General features: G+C 41.7%; 16 protein-coding genes and 3 pseudogenes. 2 read left to right on the top strand and 17 right to left on the bottom strand.

From position 1 onward, the window contains the following. Positions 1-14 precede the first annotated feature (14 nt). The 3 genes from DNHGIG_RS16965 to DNHGIG_RS16955 form a co-directional block, all read right to left on the bottom strand. Entirely contained in the window at positions 15-470 is a 456-nt protein-coding gene (locus tag DNHGIG_RS16965) for a hotdog fold thioesterase (protein WP_282200701.1), read from the bottom strand. 9 nt (positions 471-479) lie between these two features. Continuing rightward, positions 480-779, bottom strand: a complete 300-nt coding sequence (locus DNHGIG_RS16960; protein ID WP_282200700.1) for an EthD family reductase — start codon at positions 777-779, stop codon at positions 480-482. A 922-nt stretch (positions 780-1701) separates the two neighbouring features. Beyond that, positions 1702-4599 carry a bifunctional diguanylate cyclase/phosphodiesterase gene (locus tag DNHGIG_RS16955; protein ID WP_282200699.1) on the bottom strand — a complete coding sequence of 966 codons (2898 nt, stop codon included), beginning with the start codon at positions 4597-4599 and terminating at the stop codon, positions 1702-1704. Between the two features lie 692 nt (positions 4600-5291). Between DNHGIG_RS16955 and DNHGIG_RS16950 the strand changes: the two genes are divergently transcribed. Further along, positions 5292-5465, top strand: coding sequence for a hypothetical protein (locus tag DNHGIG_RS16950; protein ID WP_282200698.1), 174 nt, complete (start codon positions 5292-5294; stop codon positions 5463-5465). A gap of 161 nt (positions 5466-5626) precedes the next feature. Continuing rightward, positions 5627-5767 (top strand): hypothetical protein, encoded by a 141-nt coding sequence (locus DNHGIG_RS16945; protein WP_282200697.1) that lies wholly within the window; start codon positions 5627-5629, stop codon positions 5765-5767. Positions 5768-5933: 166 nt separating this feature from the next. Here the strand turns inward: DNHGIG_RS16945 and DNHGIG_RS21115 are convergent. The 14 genes and pseudogenes from DNHGIG_RS21115 to DNHGIG_RS16875 form a co-directional block, all read right to left on the bottom strand. Next, positions 5934-6271: pseudogene (locus tag DNHGIG_RS21115) on the bottom strand (transposase); the annotation flags it as partial. 247 nt (positions 6272-6518) lie between these two features. Beyond that, positions 6519-7151, bottom strand: a complete 633-nt coding sequence (locus tag DNHGIG_RS16930; RefSeq protein ID WP_282200694.1) for a hypothetical protein — start codon at positions 7149-7151, stop codon at positions 6519-6521. A 273-nt stretch (positions 7152-7424) separates the two neighbouring features. Continuing rightward, positions 7425-7508, bottom strand: coding sequence for a cation transporter (locus DNHGIG_RS16925; protein ID WP_282201461.1), 84 nt, complete (start codon positions 7506-7508; stop codon positions 7425-7427). Beyond that, positions 7505-7711, bottom strand: a complete 207-nt coding sequence (locus tag DNHGIG_RS16920) for a cation transporter (RefSeq protein WP_282200693.1) — start codon at positions 7709-7711, stop codon at positions 7505-7507. The genes DNHGIG_RS16925 and DNHGIG_RS16920 overlap by 4 nt, the downstream gene beginning before the upstream one ends. A 134-nt stretch (positions 7712-7845) precedes the next feature. Further along, positions 7846-8013: pseudogene (locus tag DNHGIG_RS16915) on the bottom strand (copper chaperone). 645 nt (positions 8014-8658) lie between these two features. Beyond that, positions 8659-8874, bottom strand: a complete 216-nt coding sequence (gene cas2, locus DNHGIG_RS21110) for a CRISPR-associated endonuclease Cas2 (protein ID WP_369414729.1) — start codon at positions 8872-8874, stop codon at positions 8659-8661. A 145-nt stretch (positions 8875-9019) separates the two neighbouring features. Beyond that, positions 9020-10063 (bottom strand): inositol 2-dehydrogenase, encoded by a 1044-nt coding sequence (gene iolG / locus DNHGIG_RS16910; protein ID WP_282200692.1) that lies wholly within the window; start codon positions 10061-10063, stop codon positions 9020-9022. 22 nt (positions 10064-10085) lie between these two features. Beyond that, a complete protein-coding gene (locus DNHGIG_RS16905) occupies positions 10086-11087 on the bottom strand; it encodes a Gfo/Idh/MocA family protein (protein WP_282200691.1) in 1002 nt (333 codons plus the stop codon). A gap of 645 nt (positions 11088-11732) precedes the next feature. Next, a complete protein-coding gene (locus DNHGIG_RS16900) occupies positions 11733-11849 on the bottom strand; it encodes an excalibur calcium-binding domain-containing protein (RefSeq protein ID WP_282200690.1) in 117 nt (38 codons plus the stop codon). Between the two features lie 16 nt (positions 11850-11865). After that, positions 11866-12750: a helix-turn-helix transcriptional regulator gene (locus tag DNHGIG_RS16895; RefSeq protein WP_282200689.1), complete on the bottom strand. Its 885-nt coding sequence runs from the start codon at positions 12748-12750 to the stop codon at positions 11866-11868. A 407-nt stretch (positions 12751-13157) separates the two neighbouring features. Next, on the bottom strand, positions 13158-14519 hold the full coding sequence (locus tag DNHGIG_RS16890; RefSeq protein WP_439647751.1) for a DJ-1/PfpI family protein: 1362 nt from the start codon (positions 14517-14519) through the stop codon (positions 13158-13160). 93 nt (positions 14520-14612) lie between these two features. Beyond that, a complete protein-coding gene (locus DNHGIG_RS16885) occupies positions 14613-15446 on the bottom strand; it encodes a DUF8832 domain-containing protein (RefSeq protein WP_282200688.1) in 834 nt (277 codons plus the stop codon). Between the two features lie 144 nt (positions 15447-15590). Further along, the gene (locus DNHGIG_RS16880) at positions 15591-15755 is read right to left on the bottom strand and encodes a cation transporter (protein WP_282200687.1); all 165 of its coding nucleotides are present in this window, start codon (positions 15753-15755) and stop codon (positions 15591-15593) included. Positions 15756-15889: 134 nt separating this feature from the next. Next, positions 15890-16057, bottom strand: a pseudogene (locus tag DNHGIG_RS16875) (copper chaperone). Positions 16058-16099: the final 42 nt, after the last annotated feature.

Below are 16099 nucleotides of genomic sequence, written 5' to 3'. Positions count from 1 at the left end.
TGTAGTAAACGTTTTCAAGTCTGCGGCTCAATAGAAACAAAATGATCATTCTTGCGATAGGCCAGGGCATCAAGTAGAGCAACAGGCCCCTCTTCGTTCTCCACGCGAATACGATACCAGGAGGTGCGGTTGTTTTTCTTTTCTTCCAGTGCCGTTGCGCGCAATCGATTTCCTTTCATACTTGGTGCGAGGTAACCGATATTCATAGAGAGAGCGACGGATGTTTTTCCATAAGAATTGCTGGCAACCGCAAATACAAAATCGGCCAATGCAAAAATAACAGCCCCATGTGTGGTACCATGGGCATTCAGCATATGTTCCTTCACTTCCAATTCGGCAACAGCCGTTCCCGGCCCGAATTCAAGTAAGGAAATACCAAGAAATTGGGCGAAAGAATCTTGCTCTAATTTCTCACGGATTTCTTCCCGATATCGTTCGTGTATTCCCGTTTCATCCACATGTTGTCTCATCATACTCACCTACACGACTTCAGCAAAATGCATGGTAACCAGTTTTCCTGCGAATCCCATTAAGTCCTTTCCTGCTGCGCGGCCCTCCGGTGAAGATAACGCGTTCATCATCGCTTCCTTCGTCTCGAAATACATCTCGGCGATTAAATGAAGATCGCTCTCTCCAGCAGGCGTACCGAAGATTTTATTCACTTCCAATTTGATGAGGCCAGGCATCTTTTCCGCTAATGGAGCATGTACTTCATAGTAATGGCGATCAAATTCCTCAGTATTTTCCGGCTTTTTATAAATCGCGATAAGTTTGACCATTTCAATTCCTCCTCAAAAAAGTAGCTGTAACATTTTCATAATGACTGAGGTTATATTACAAAAAATAATATAACGTTATTATTACGTTTACGTTATAATTAGTGTAATATTAGAATCATTTTTAAGTCAATATATATTTTTTTCTGGAAACTCTCAACTTTATGGTGCCACCCATCCGGCATGGGTGGCAATCTTGAAAACTAGTGCTTGGTTGGATGTATCACTTTGCGCTTGGGTTCGATGAAGGTCGTTCCGCCCGCATTATAAACAGATGTTGCGGAACGACCTTCAACTCACCTCTGCGCTGCAAAGTGATTACATCCAACCAAAAGTCACTATATCTCATGTGGCGGGCTTAAATCTGACTACCCACACAAGAAACTTTTCATCCTCTGATGGTGCCGCTTGCGGCATGGGTGGCTCCCTTGAAAATGTGTAGCTTGGTGGGCGCATGCTTTGCGTTCGCGCTCCGTGGAGGTCGTTTCAGCGGGTATATGCATTGCGCTTATGCTCCGTGAAGGTCGTCTCGCATGGAATTATAATCATATGTTGCGAGACGACCTTCAAAGTCGCTATTACACGCAATGCATATACCCTTTTACATCCGAAAGGAAGTGAGACGATCTCCAAAGTCGGTGTCTCACACACTCACCTCTGCGCTGCAAAGCGATACACCCCACCCAAAAGTCACTTAGTTTTATTGAAGCAACTGTCAATCGTTTGAGCGGAAAATCTCACTTTGTATCTCCACTCCCCAACGACAAAAAAGCTCACCCGATCTGGATGAGCCTTGTCAGGTTGGATGGAGCTCCTTGTTTTCGGATCCGAGATTCAATCACTTCCCTCGGTAATTGAATGATTAGTGAGAGATAACGGAATCATTATTTGGGTAAGGCGGTGTCCTTCCGTTATCTGAACCAGACTACAATGCGCTTTTTTCGCTCAACAATAATTCCAATATTTCAGTAACCGTTAATACTGGGCTGAGCAGGAAACCCTGAAGGCCTTCACAATTCAGACGTTGTAAAACGTTCCTTTGTTGGGGTGTTTCGATTCCTTCAGCGATCACCTCAATCCTTAAATCGTGTGCCATTTGAAGAATCGCTTTGACGATTGAGAACGTTGCTTGGCTTTTTTCGATGGTTTGAATGAAGCTACGGTCAATCTTGAGAGTGTCCACCGGAAAATCTTGTAGGTAGCGCAGGGATGAATATCCTGTACCAAAATCGTCAAGAGCAATTCGAACACCTAATTTTTTCAATGAACGTATCGTGTGTATTGCTTCTTCAGGGTGATTCATAAACACACTCTCTGTTATTTCTAATTCTAATAATTCCGGTTTCATGTGGGTTATTCGTAGAACTTCTTTCACATGATCAACAAAATGGCTCTGTTGAAATTGTGATGTAGAAATGTTTACCGCTAGACGAATCGGTCGTTTCAGTTTACTCTGCCATTCTGAAAATTGCCGACAAGCAGTTTGTAACACCCAGCGTTCAATCGGCTTGATTAATCCGGTTTCTTCGGCGATTGGAATAAACGTGCCAGGAGGAATCGGATCACTTCCTTCCGGTCTCCAGCGAATCAATGCTTCAACTCCAATGATCTCACCCGTTTGCGCATGAAATTGAGGTTGATAGTGCAGTTCAAAATCAGGACTCTGAATCGATTTCCGCAACAGTGTTTCAAGCCTCATTCGTTTGGTGTTTGATACCTGCATTTCGACATCGTAGAATACAACTCCGCTTCCACTTTCTTTTGCCCGATACATGGCGAGATCAGCATTTTGAATTAACGCATCCTGATCGGTTCCATCCTTTGGGTACAGGCTAATCCCAATGCTAGCCCCAATAAAATATGGCCGGCCGTACAAATTAAATGGTTGCTCAATCTCTGCTAATATGCGGTGTGCAACCAATTTCGCTTCATGAGGTTCCGAAAATCCAGAGACAAGGACGACAAATTCATCACCACCGAATCGAGCAACACAATCAGACCCTCGAACTCCCTGAAGCAAGCGTTCTGCAATCTTCTGTAATAAACGGTCACCCGCCTCGTGCCCCAAGCTATCATTAATTTGTTTAAACCGATCTAAATCCAAGAAGATGACAGCCAGCTTTTTTCCCGTTCGTTCAGCTTCGATGATGGCTTCCTCAAGTTTCGCAAGAAACGTGGAACGATTGGACAGTCCAGTTAAAGGGTCGTGAAAAGCTTGAAAACGGATTTGTTCCTCCATCTGTTTTTTTAGAGTGATATCTTTTAAAAAACTTACAAAATGTGTGACGAATCCGGTTTCGTCTTTAATAGCTGTTATGGTTACTTCTGCCAGAAAAAACTCACCACTCTTCTTTCGATCCCAAATTTCTCCTTGCCACATACCGTATTGGTTCAAAGATTGCCACATTTCTTGGTAAAATTCCCGGTTATGAATGCCGGAAGCCAGAATTTTCGGTGTCTTTCCCTGTATTTCTTCTTGTTTGTATCCAGTAATATTTGTAAACGCTTGGTTGACTGAAACAATTGATCGGTTTCGGTCTGTGATGATCACCCCTTCTGACATGTTTTCCAGAATTCTTGTTGACAGCATCTCTTGCATTTCATAACGTTTTTTGTCTGTCAAGTCACGTAGAGTGAAAATGGCTCCGATTGGAACGGAATCGGATTGCGAAAGAATGGTGATTTGCAGTAAAACGGGAATTTGGTTTCCACTCCGGTCTTTCAAATAAAGAGTGGGGGGAATCTCCCACTTTTCTTGATTTCGTATGGCTTGGATCAATTTATAGGTGCAATCTTCCCCCGATAATGTGTGATAGATTTGACAAATATCGTCTATAGGTTTTCCAATCAACTGTTCCGATGGTAAACCAACCAATTTTGCAGCCATAGGATTTACAATTTGAATTTTGCCAAGCGGATCCGTTGCTAGTATGGCTTCCTCCGTGTGGTCAAGAATGGTCTTTAACTGTTGTTCATGATTCATTCTTTTTTGTTCCGATCGTTTCAGTCGTTCATAAGGATAGCGTATGCCATGTGTCAAAATGGCTTGCAGCAGAAATCCGTTTGCAACGGCTTTATATACATCACCTAGGAGATTCAGAGCATCGTTAACCGTTTGATAGAGCATGAAAAACACTTCTCCGATTCCTGCAATCCAGATAAAGAGAAAAATGGATGGACATCGCAAAATTCTGGGAAGTTCATCTCGCCGTAACACCAACCCGGCCGCCCAGAGATGTAACAAGATAACACCCAACTCCATTCCTTGCTTAAACCGGATAAATCCATCATCTTCATGAAAAACATTGGAAAGATAGTTTTCCCCAAAATACATAATCCCCAAAATCAAAAATAAGGATGAAAAACAAATCAAGAGTAGGGATCTTTTAAACCAAGGGGGTTGTGATCGTTGCCAAGGCCAAAAGAGCACGACCAGAATCGATATGCTTTCAACCGAACGAGCCCACAACCAAAAGTAAATCGATTTTTGGGGAGAATTGAGAATGCCCCAATCAGGCATTTCAAGATAGGACAATATATGAGCCAAATCCAACAATCCGACCTCTAGAAATGGAACCGAAATAAGCAAAACAACTGGAGATTTGTTAAATGGATATGAGTGCCAGCCAATGGTGAAAATCAACACACTCGCTAGAATCGATAAAAGCTCCCAAAGTGCATGGAGAGCTGGATAATTAGAGAGATGTTTGGGCAGGTAAGGATAAAAGACAATGGAAAGTGATAGAACGAGTAAACTGAATAGAAAGATCGAGATAACCCTTTTATTTAGAACGTCTGTCAGTATGAAGCTTTGCTTGGCCATTAAAAGTCCCTCGCATTTGATGATTCTACACTATTTTTTGTCATACCATCTGTTTTTGAAAATGAAGCTATAACTGCTGTCGTTGACGTTCGATTGATCAGTAGACACAGTAACGAAGGGATGAGACAAATTGCAACTTATGCACATCTGCTCTAAATACTTAAGATTAAGAAATATATAAATGATTATCTAATGTATCCAAAACTCTCCTTCCCCCCAAATTCAATATATTTTCTATGAAATTAGATAATAATATATAGTCGAAAATAACCCGAGTAATAATTAAAAGCAATCAGGGGATTCCCTGATTTTTCGGTTTAGTCTCGTGAGCATTCATTTACAATTGTTTCAATTTTTAGTTGTTTGCACTTGATAATTTTGTCCTCAATATGAGTGAACAAATCTTCATCACTGTCACAAGGCTTAACACCAAGCGGCTGTTGCGAACAAGCTGGCTTCCGTTTCAGAGTTGACACGGTATGTACACGCAATAGTTAAAATGGATTCCATGGATACACTCCGGGCAGTTCTTGTAGTCACTCGGCGCTTTCGACTGCGATGGTCAAACTAGGAATATCGGTTAAGAATGACCGACTTCGATCGGTTCGCCACATCATGTGACTGTGGGAAACACTTGGATTCTATAACCAACCGGTGATACTGTTGGCCGCACCCAAAATCGCTGACGAAAAATGATGAAAGGTCTGCTCGACATTCGCCGTTATCTCGTTATCATGATCGATTTGATTGCCGCGGCCAATCATACGGTTGATGCCGCCCGAGGAATTGATAAAGAAGGTAAGAAAAATAATTGGGGATTTGGAAGGAAAAACAAGGAGAATGGTACCACTTGCAATCGCTACTGAGCTGAAAACAGAAGAAGTGATTTTGTTGATCGTTAATGGGAAGTAAAGCGATCCATACGCAGTGAAGAGTGTAATTTGAGAAATTTGCAGTGATACAACGCTGTTATGTACATAAAATGCGCAACGTAACGGATCATCTGCCTTAAGACGAACGGGGATGGGTGCAACGAAAGTTTATGGAAGCTTGGAACCATAAGGATGCAGATGATGCGCTTCGTACGATGGAGAAACTGGCCATGCCGATTGAAAATTGTACCCAGGTGCGGCTACAAGTCTACGGTAAGGGATGGCGGAAACTGTGACGGTGAAATGCACCCTCCTCATGGAGCAGCCCGTCTCAATTCTTTGATAGGTTTCTCCTCTTTTTCACAAATACAGGTAACGGTGCGAATGCAACACCTTTACTTTTCATCGTTTTAAAAAAAAATTATCTCCGGTTGCGATCTAATAATAATCCTTCGTGTTGAACTTCATCCGTTCGGAACGAAACCGACTGATGGCACGAAAGCCCGGTGTTTGCTGTGCGCTTAGCCACATGAACGGAATGTTCTCACGTATTGCTTTTGCAATTTAACGGGAGGAGTACAGTTTTTGTGTGTATCCGTAAACGATGATCTTTGTCATAAGTTTCGGGTGGTAACTGCTTCGACCGCCACCAGGATACGGTTTAAAAAAAATATCGTCGTCGATACAGTCGACAGCATCGTTGACGATGCGAACCACATGATGAGGGATTCTTCTAGGCTAAGAGGAAGGCAAATTTGGTTCATCTCATACGGTATAAACGCAGCAGAACCTTTGACCATGCGGGTGCAAGCAGAAGTCTAAGCTTGCTCGACTTCCAGTGGCATTGTGAGTTGTTCCGTGATATGATTCGTCATAAAGAGATCGCTCCTTTGGCAATGGTTGATGGTACTTCCATTTTACCAAGAGGACGCGATCTCTTCTTATATTTTTTCATAAAATAAAGGGGGCTGGCCCTCAGTTGTTAGACTTTTGGGACAGCCCCAAGAAACAAAGATAACATCCCCTCACTTCGTGGTTGGATTGATGTTATTTTCGAGAGAAATAGTTGCTTGTTTTACCGTTAGTCCAATGAATTGTTCCATCTGCATCAATCTGTCCCCAACCATCAGTATTGGGCGGAAGTTTATCTTCTCCGTATGTATTATCATATACAGCGATCTGGTTACAGTGAGTTGGATAAAAATTAAAAACAACATGAATGTGATTATTTTTCAATAGCATAACCCCGTTATTCGTTAACCAAAGTCCCTTTCCTCCATAAGCTTTAATTATGTCTTTAGGATATGAACCTATACCTACGCCGCTTTTAGCGTGAAAGTTTTGAGAGCCTTCGCTGTAATGAATTTCAGTCAATTTACGATTCTGGAATACAAAAACACCTTCATAAAAACCAATAGGACTGTCATCTTCCAGCCAGTCTGGATTATAAGACTGGTTCATCTTTTTAAAAACTTCTGCTTTGGAATCGCCAATATGTACTCCTTGTATAGAAAAATCATCATCAAGATTAGTATTTAAATTTGCTGACTCAATTTGTTTTACCGTATTAAATACAGAACCTACTCGATCTGAAATACCAGATGATAATTCCCCTAAATTAGAGTGTAGTCCAAAATAAATACCAATGATGACAACAATAGTTAACAATACCTTGTTCAATATATATCACCCATAAAGAGTTTTTACATAGCTTAAAAGCCTTGTCAAGAAAAATGTAGGAAATCTTTGAATTCCGAGATCGCTTGGATTTTATCTCATATAAAAAGTACTATCAATGTGATAGCGCTTCAGCGTGTAGACCTTGTACCTTTGGTACTTTGTCTACACGCTGCAATCAGGAGATTCCCTGATTTTTCGGTTTAGTCTGTACAGGTAGTCTACCCGTGTACCGTATACATTCATTTAAAATGCCTATCATCTTAGCCATGCAATTTACACGCTGACGTTTGCCTTGGTGATGCCTGACAATTTGCTTAGTCCTTTTTCAATTCGGGCGGCACTTGTTGTGCAAGTCATACCAGTATTATCAAATCTGCTGTTTCTTTAACAGTATCGTATCCTAGAGATTTGAACTTTTGCTGGATTTGAGGAATGCCTACTTTTGCGGGGTTGTATGTAAAGGATGCCTGCTCAATCGCAAAATTTATAGTTGCTTCAGACACGCCTTCCAACTTGTTGAGGCCCTTTTCAATTCGGTTGGTACACGCAGCGCACGTCATTCAGGTGATTTGTAAAGTTGTTTGCTGATGTTTTTGCGTTTCCGCGTTTTGCAATGAATTCACCCTCTCATACCCCTATAGGGTATGTGTTTTTGTGAAAAGGAAGGCCGCCCACGAGCGGCCTCTCTTATCCATTAAGCGACATCGTAACCTTGGTCTTCGATGGCTTCCTTACTCGTATCCAAAGATAATTTCGTTTCATCATATTCCACGGCCACTGAGTTAGCTCACAGGTCGACTTGTCCGGAAGCCCCGATTTCCTAGGCTTTCTCGATAGAATTGACAGAGCGTTGGCAAGACATCCGTTTACTTGAAGCATTACTTGTACATTTCCACGCTGAACTGAATCCTCCGCAGCCACCATTCGATGTCTTTGAGCGTCGCCTTCTCCAGACGTACCATGGGGGCCAGTTTCGCAAGCCATTCCTCCGTCGCCTTTCTTGCGGCTTCGATCCTTAATTCAGTGGAAGGGGGAGAAAAGAAAAATGCATGAAAACATCTGATTGTTATGCAACCACAAAATGAAATCCGGATAAAATCCGTTTAGATGGAAAAGTCCTATGTCATTCCCCGCGAGATGTACAGTAGATAAATTCTCAGTTTTTTGTTTGTTCGTTAATCATCCTTGTCTCAATTCCCCATGGGGAATCCCTTCTTTTATGACGTGACATCGCCGCGAAATACTGTCCCGGCTTTACGACGTTCCAATTCCCCTTGGGGAATCCCTTCTTTTATGACGGTACCTCGTGAAAATCAAGTATTCACAAGTATTATAATATTAGTTTGCGAGCGCCTGGTTCAAGAGTTAATTTTGTGCTCTGCTTAAAACGAAGAATCGACGTGAATCCCTTGTTCTGTCTGGTACGAGCAATCTCAGCCATTTTTGTACGGATACTTCGCTCTCATTCGGATTCAAAAGATTTCCGCCGCTTCATCTTCAATTTTCACTAGATGTAATACCAATCTTCGTCCTCAAAAGCTGAATAACTGCTCCCGTCTCTTATCACACGATCCTTGCAATTTTCACAATGCGAATAGGAAATGACGCTGTCTTCCTTAGGATTTAAGACCTTGTTGATCCGCCTTCGCAAGCTGATCAGTGAAGACGATGTCAGTTTAGCCTCGAATACGCCGAATTGTACGCGATGAGTATTATCTTTCATAATTTTAAAAAATTAATTTTGTCGTTTATCATCTGAAATATAGTAAACAATCACGAAATGGGTTCTAACAACCAAAAAATATTTAATTTTATTAAAGTTATAATAAATATGCTTGCTAAACCCACTTGATCATAGTGATGCGAAATTATAGTCTCGGAATTCTTCCCGTACTTTCAAGTAGTATTTCTTGAATTTTAACAGGCCTTCCTTCTTTCAAGGATCTTGCAGCAGCATGAGCCATCAGTTCAGCTTGTAACCCATCATTACCATTTACAATGGGTTCTTGTCCCGTTACTATGCATTTCAGGAATGACTTTAGCTCTTCTTTAAACGCCTCGTTATATCTTTCGAGATAAAACCACTTTGGTTTTTCTGAAAGCACACCCTCTTTCGTCATTACTTCTGCAGAATTATCCACATCATTTTTAATTGTAATTGAACCTCTCGAACCAAAAACCTCCACTCGTTGATCGTACCCATACTCGGCTTTTCTACTGTTGTCAATAACACCTAGTGACCCATTAGTAAACCTCAATAAATAAACAGCTGTATCGATATCATTACATTCTCTAAAAAATTCATCAATCAAAACAGATCCTTGAGCATAAACCTCTTCCACTTCAAATTGCGTTAAATATCTGATCATATCAAAATCATGGATCGTCATATCAAAAGGCATACCACCTGAGTGCTTCACATATTCCTTTGGGGCTGGTTCTGGGTCCCTTGAAAAAATGTGTATAATATGAGGAGTCCCTATCCTACCCTGCCGAACCAATTCATACACCTTTTTAAAGTTATGATCAAACCTTCTTACGAAACCGACCTGAAACAGAATGCCCGCATCCTTTACCGCTCGCAGCACTTTCAATGTATCCTCGAGGATAAAGCTTATTGGTTTTTCACAAAATACATGTTTTTTGAATGTAGCTGCCTCGAGTACGATTTCCACGTGCATTTTGGTTGGGGTACAAACGAGTACAGCGTCAATTTCAGGATCATGCAAAATATCTTTGTAATCAGTAGTGACATAATCAACCCCAAATGTGCTCACCCAATCTGTCATTTGGTCAATATATACATCAGAAATTGCCCTAATCTTCACCTCTGCAAAAGTGGATAAATTATTTGCATGTAATTTACCTATTTTTCCTGCGCCAATAATGCCAACGTTGATTTTTTTTGACATATTTTTCACCTCTAAATTTATTTTAATTTAATTCTATGAATGCACTTTCACTTGCGATGGATGCAAGACAAGCATCGATCACTTTCATGTTATTTATACTACCTTCTTTGGTATATTGTGGTTTTGTATTTTCCAGAAGACAATTTGAAAGGTATTCAATACCGAGTAAATAATAGTTTCCATAATATTTTTCCTCTCCAATTTTTCCAGTGTGATCAATAAGTTGAATAATGCCTTCTCCATCTTCTTGTGGTATAAACGCTTTAGGAACCCGAATCGATCCTTTCGTCCCGACAATCTCATACTCATGACGTGTCGACATATTCATACCGCAGTCAAAATAAGATTTTACACCGTTTTCAAATTCAAGAATTCCAATTGCAGACCAATCAACTTGGTGGGTTAAGGACATATTTGCTATACATGATACTTTCGTAGGCTCCCCCATAATTTCCCTAATCGCGTGAATACAGTAGCAGCCAATATCGTATATACTTCCTCCCCCGCGATGCTGAGGATTCAACCTAAAATTTCCCTCCAATTTTTTCAACATAAATGTAAAGGATGCACGCATAAGCACGATTTCACCTATAACACCTGCTTGAATCATTTCTTTAACCCTCTGGTGCTGAGGATGAAATTGGTACATTAAAGCTTCCATAAAAAGTACATTGTGCTTTTCACATATTTCGATCATTTCTCTTGTTTCTTGTACGTTTAGGGCAGCTGGTTTTTCACACAACACATGTTTCCCATGATATGCAGCAGCTTTAACCCATTTCGAGTGTAAATCATTAGGTAATGGAATATAGATTATATCTATTTCTGGATCCTCTAACAGATCTTCGTATGATCTATAAGATTTAGGAATATTGTACTTTGTTGAAAATTCCCGCTCTTTACCACTACGACTTGCGATAGCTAAAAGGTTGGCATTTTTAGATTTTTGGATTGCTGGTATCACTTGAACTTCCGCAATTTCGGCTGTACCTAAAATCCCCCAATTAATTTTCTTGTTTTGCATTCATTCAAACCTCCTTTATCTTCCACTTAAAGACACCTTTAATCAGCAAAGTTGCCGTTTTCTTTGTAAAAATTGACACGTTCCTTACAAATTCATGCAATTATCCTTCTCACTATGTATTGTATTAGGAATACAGAATATTGGTCTTTTCAAAAAAAAGACATGTTTTTGTATTTTGAAGACATCTTGCTAAAGTAAACGTGTCATCGCCGATTCAGTGCATCACACTCACAGGGAGAAAATTGCAACCGAGAACCGTCCCTTCCTGGTGGAAACCGGCGATCTGTAAGCTAAGCGCCTATTTGACAAATTGAGACATTTATTGGGGAAGTCAAGCATGATCTTGCGTATGAATCCTATCTCTGCACGAACGAACACATATAGTGGCCTATTTGGCATCCCAGATGTTGCACAGCTTGTATGAATCTCCTAGGCACACAATAAAACAATAGCTCCAAAGGAAAAGCTCATACACGGCGAAGTAAACCGATTCAATATACTTCAAAAGCCCGGCATCTTAAAAGGACTCTACGGAATGCTAATGCCTGCAATGATCTCATTGATATAGTTCCGGTTTACCTAACATATACAAAATACAAATTCAGACAAGAGAAGCCCCTCTCCCACGAGAAGGGCTTCTCTTGTCTACTCGCACGCAATCCCACTATTGTCACAGTCTAGTTTCGGACGATACCCTGGCTCACCTTCGTAGATGGTAGTCGCTTCAGCGGCTCGTGCCTCGCTGCAGTTTGCGAAATACACTTCCTCTTGTGCCAGTTCAGGTAGCGTCTTTGGTGTTAGAAAGTGATAATTTTCGGTATTCTCCGGGAGTCATGCCCATTTCCGCGGCAAATACTCGCGTGAAATAATGCACCGAGGAAAAGCCACTCTCCTCGGAAATCGTTTTGATTGCGAGGTCTGTGGAACGTAGCAACTCTGCAGCCGTACGTACCCGTTCCCTGCGAACAAAGGACGTAAAAGATACGCCATACTGCTCGCTAAACAGGCGGGACAAGTGACGTGGCGAAATGTGCAGGTATTTGGCAACGTCAACCAGCGACAGCGGCTGTGCCAGGTTGTCCTTGATGAACAACTTTGCCTGATGAAGCAGTACGCTGGAACGAGTATGAAGCAACTCCCCCCACACCGGGTTAGTTTTACAGAACAGCGTCTGGAGCGATAGAATAAGGGAGTGGGCGAGGGATATTATCAGTCCTGTCATGGACGGATGGGGAGCTTCCGCATGCTGCATCAGCGCTCTCCAAATTGAGGCGGCCGGGGAATCGTCGGCGCCGGAGACATAAAAGTGTGGAGTTTGGGCCAACCGTTCAAACATGGATATACCCGCCGTCTGCGACCCAGCCTCATCAATTTCAAACCCCACCCATAAGAGAAACAAGTTATCACCTTTATGGATTTGATGCATGTTACCAGGTCGCGAACAAAATATCGTACCTTTTTGTAGCAGATACTCCCGGCCAGCCTCCCAATAGACACCTCTCCCCCCTAAGACATAGCATATTTCAAAAAACGAATGCTTGTGTAGCGGATTATCTTGGTGGCGAAGTTGCCCTCCCCAATAATGTACCTTAATAGATACTGGGTTTCCGGACAAATGCAGAGCAACCTGCTGCAGCGTATTAAGTGAAGTGGCAATCTTCATTATCTCCATCTCCTTCTAGTGTCCGGAAATTACAAAAATATGAATGATACAAACTAAAGACGATTTATTGCTGATCCAGACTTATGCACTTTATAGAATAACCCGGAACCGTCCCGATGAAATCATTATGCTCTGAATCGGACATTTTCTGAATCCGCTTGTTCCTTTGTTCCAATATTTTTCAATTTAGCTATATCAATAAATCGATACATGATTACGACAAAATATGGTTTCCACATTTCTATTTTTCCTGTAATTAGCGTGTGCTACTGAAATACTGCCGGATGGAGCAGCCGGCCCACTGCCCCACCCTGATCCCGATTAGCGAATTATCAACGTGTTACTTGTGATATGGTTCACAGCGCTAATTGTAACGGCAATTTTTTAGGCTAACAAACTGCTTTACTTCAATTGGAAGTTCTCTTCTTTATGATGAATCGTCTGTCGATATATAAAGCTACCAACACTGATATTACAGTGGTCAAAAGCAGATTGCCATAAGTTTCAAGGGGTAGTGCATTGCCTTCAAGCTTGAGATTGTTTGCACGGTATTCTAGTCGTTTCACCGCATGTTGAGCGGTTAACAAGTCCTCCTGCTTCGCTAAATCCTCCATTGGAGCTTCAAAAACATATCTGTCCGGCGAATCGCTATGCATGAACAGAAGCTCCTTCGCATGGCCCTGTTCGTTCCAGTGTTTTATATCCTCCGCAGCTAACGATCTTGCGTCAGCTCCTGAAACGATCATCTTATCTAATTTCGGGGCATTCGAAATTTGATATCTTGCGACCAGGTTAAGGTGATGTTTTGTAACAATAGGCGCATGCAAGCTTGAAACTGTTAAGACCTGTGTCGTTCCTGTATCTGCATACGTGTCAAATATAGAAGACAATGCGATTTCCTCCATACCGTTATATAGCAGCACACCTGTCTTTTCCTTGTTCCAATGAAATGCGTAGTTTAAAACATAGGTTGTAAAGCGCAGATCAATATGAAACGGATCTACCTTTGGATTTTGAACAAATTGGTAAGAAGGGTAATGGATTTCTTTCGCTATTTTTGCCGCCATGGGTTCGCCTAATTTTTGTGAAATGACATAGAGGACAGCATCGATTCCTGCAGTTTGACCAGCCGAGGACACGATATTCCCATCGTGAACATACCGCAGATCCTCTCTCCATTTCGTTTCCGGATATCTCCTCATGAGCCCAGGCATCACTTGCCAGTGTGTCGTTGCTGACTTCCCTTTCAATAAACCAGCATCTGCAAGATTCCATGATCCGCCACAAATGCTTAATAAAGTAGTTTTATTGCTGGAATGTTGTTGAATCCATTCACGGGTAGGTTGATACTTCTTTTCGTCAACGATTGGCATGTAAGGGACCACGATAATGTCGGGACTCTTACCTAATAATTGGTCGAGTTCTTGATAAGAATAGTGCGGTACCACATCCAATCCGCCCGATAACGACTTCACGCTTTTGTCCGGGGCCACGGCAAATACATTAAAACCTTCTGTCCTAGAGAACAGATCATACGGAATCATAAAGTCAAACACTTCCGTGTCTACATTCGCTAATAAAACCGCCACTGTCGGTTTATTGGGGTCATACGTTGGTGGTTTGACTCCTTGTAATGAAGGAACTTGTTTATCGAAAACGGTCCCGTAAAAATCCTTATAGGATCGATCATATCCAAACCATCCGATCCCTCCCACAAAAACAACGAAAATACATACATAAACAAAGAAACGAAACAATAACTTCAACAACTGAATCTCCTCCTCTTTATGATCGTTGTATCGAAACCGCTAACCGCTCCCAAAAGACTCTCCATTTCATCATTTACAATCAGATAAACTGCTTTATCGCACTTTTACAACAAACGGTACTGTAAATACCTTGCCATTTTGTTGGAATTGTCCCCAAATCTTATACACTCCGCTATGGGGGAACGTCGTCATAAATTTAGCATCTGGTCCTTTTGCTTTTTCATCTATCGGATGCACGTGCAGATAATTCTCAGCGTCCTGACTTAAGATAACAACGTGCCCAACTGCGCCTAGGAAAGGCTGAAGATCAGTAACATCCTGCTTCGTTTGGGCATCTTTGATATTGAAGTTCATGTTTAGTTCCTTATTTGCCGTTAACTGATCAAATGTAAGCGTAACTTCTTTTCCATCAACTACTTTGGTGAACGTTTCATCTGGATCAATGGCTTTTGATGCCGTTGCGTTTCCTTGAACTGTAAACCAATGACTTTTATTCATGGTTCCCATGCCAGTTGGGGTAAAGTCGGCAATTGCTTTGAACTCCCCAGCTGTAGGAAACGTCGTGGTGATTGTGAACTGTCCGTTACCTTTATACTCGGGATGGATGTGGTTAAAGAAAGAAAGATCTTTACTAACAACAATAAGATGCAATTGTTTTTCATGTACCGTATCAAATTTTTCGATCGGCTTGCCGTTCTTGTCCTGAATTTGAATTGTTAGGGTTGTGTCCTGATTGGGCCGAGGATTTTCAGATGACAGAGTAAACTTAGCCTCAATCTCTCCTTCTTTCTCTGCATATGTGTGATGATCATGAGCAACTCCTGCCGTTTCGTTATGCGAGGAATGGCCCTCCATCGAACTGCCTGATTTTCCGCACGCCGTTACTAGCGCTGTTGAAAGTAAAATAAAAATGGCTGCTTTTTTCATGATCTAATTCCTCCTTTATATCTTTTTTCCAACAAATGCTGACCTGTACGGATAGTATACCTGGGTACCGTATACTTTCATTTAAAAAAGCCTATCATCAACACCATTTAGGTACCGGTTAACCTTGCAACTTACACGTGACGTTTACCTTGGAGACTTGATCTTTTGCTGGATTTGAGGAAGGCCTACTTTTGCGGGGGTGTATGTAACGGATGCCTGCTCAATCGCAAAGTTTACAGTTTCTTCAGACACGCCTTCCAACTTGTTGAGGCCCTTTTCAATTCGGTTGGCGCAAGCAGCGCACGTCATTCAGGTGATTTGTAAAGTTATTTGCTGATGTTTTTGCGTTTCCGCGTTTTGCACTGAATTCACCCCCTCATACCCCTATAGGGTATGTGTTTTTGTGAAAAGGAAGGCCGCCCGCGAGCGGCCTCGCTTATCCATTAAGCGACATCGTAACCTTGGTCTTCGATGGCTCCCTTACTCGTATCCAAAGATAATTTCGTTTCGTCATATTCCACGGCCACTGAGTTTGCTCACAGGTCGACTTGTTCGGAAGCCCCGATTTCCTAGGCTTTCTCGATAGAATTGACAGAGTGTTGGCAAGACATCCCGTTTACTTAAAGTATTACTTGTTGCATGTAAATTCCTCC

The organism is Collibacillus ludicampi (assembly GCF_023705585.1).
Lineage (GTDB): Bacteria > Bacillota > Bacilli > Tumebacillales > BOQE01 > Collibacillus > Collibacillus ludicampi.
Note: the sequence above shows the minus strand (reverse complement) of the source record. Positions and strands in the feature narration are given on the sequence as shown.

Bases quoted from the DNA above. Each gene is read 5' to 3' on its own strand.
- DNHGIG_RS16965 (WP_282200701.1), bottom strand. From the start codon at position 470: ATGAGACAACATGTGGATGAAACGGGAATACACGAACGATATCGGGAA.
- DNHGIG_RS16960 (WP_282200700.1), bottom strand. From the start codon at position 779: ATGGTCAAACTTATCGCGATTTATAAAAAGCCGGAAAATACTGAGGAA.
- DNHGIG_RS16955 (WP_282200699.1), bottom strand. From the start codon at position 4,599: ATGGCCAAGCAAAGCTTCATACTGACAGACGTTCTAAATAAAAGGGTT.
- DNHGIG_RS16950 (WP_282200698.1), top strand. From the start codon at position 5,292: ATGATGAAAGGTCTGCTCGACATTCGCCGTTATCTCGTTATCATGATC.
- DNHGIG_RS16925 (WP_282201461.1), bottom strand. From the start codon at position 7,508: ATGACTTGCACAACAAGTGCCGCCCGAATTGAAAAAGGACTAAGCAAA.
- DNHGIG_RS16920 (WP_282200693.1), bottom strand. From the start codon at position 7,711: ATGACGTGCGCTGCGTGTACCAACCGAATTGAAAAGGGCCTCAACAAG.
- cas2 (WP_369414729.1), bottom strand. From the start codon at position 8,874: ATGAAAGATAATACTCATCGCGTACAATTCGGCGTATTCGAGGCTAAA.
- iolG (WP_282200692.1), bottom strand. From the start codon at position 10,063: ATGTCAAAAAAAATCAACGTTGGCATTATTGGCGCAGGAAAAATAGGT.
- DNHGIG_RS16905 (WP_282200691.1), bottom strand. From the start codon at position 11,087: ATGCAAAACAAGAAAATTAATTGGGGGATTTTAGGTACAGCCGAAATT.
- DNHGIG_RS16895 (WP_282200689.1), bottom strand. From the start codon at position 12,750: ATGAAGATTGCCACTTCACTTAATACGCTGCAGCAGGTTGCTCTGCAT.
- DNHGIG_RS16885 (WP_282200688.1), bottom strand. From the start codon at position 15,446: ATGAAAAAAGCAGCCATTTTTATTTTACTTTCAACAGCGCTAGTAACG.
- DNHGIG_RS16880 (WP_282200687.1), bottom strand. From the start codon at position 15,755: ATGACGTGCGCTGCTTGCGCCAACCGAATTGAAAAGGGCCTCAACAAG.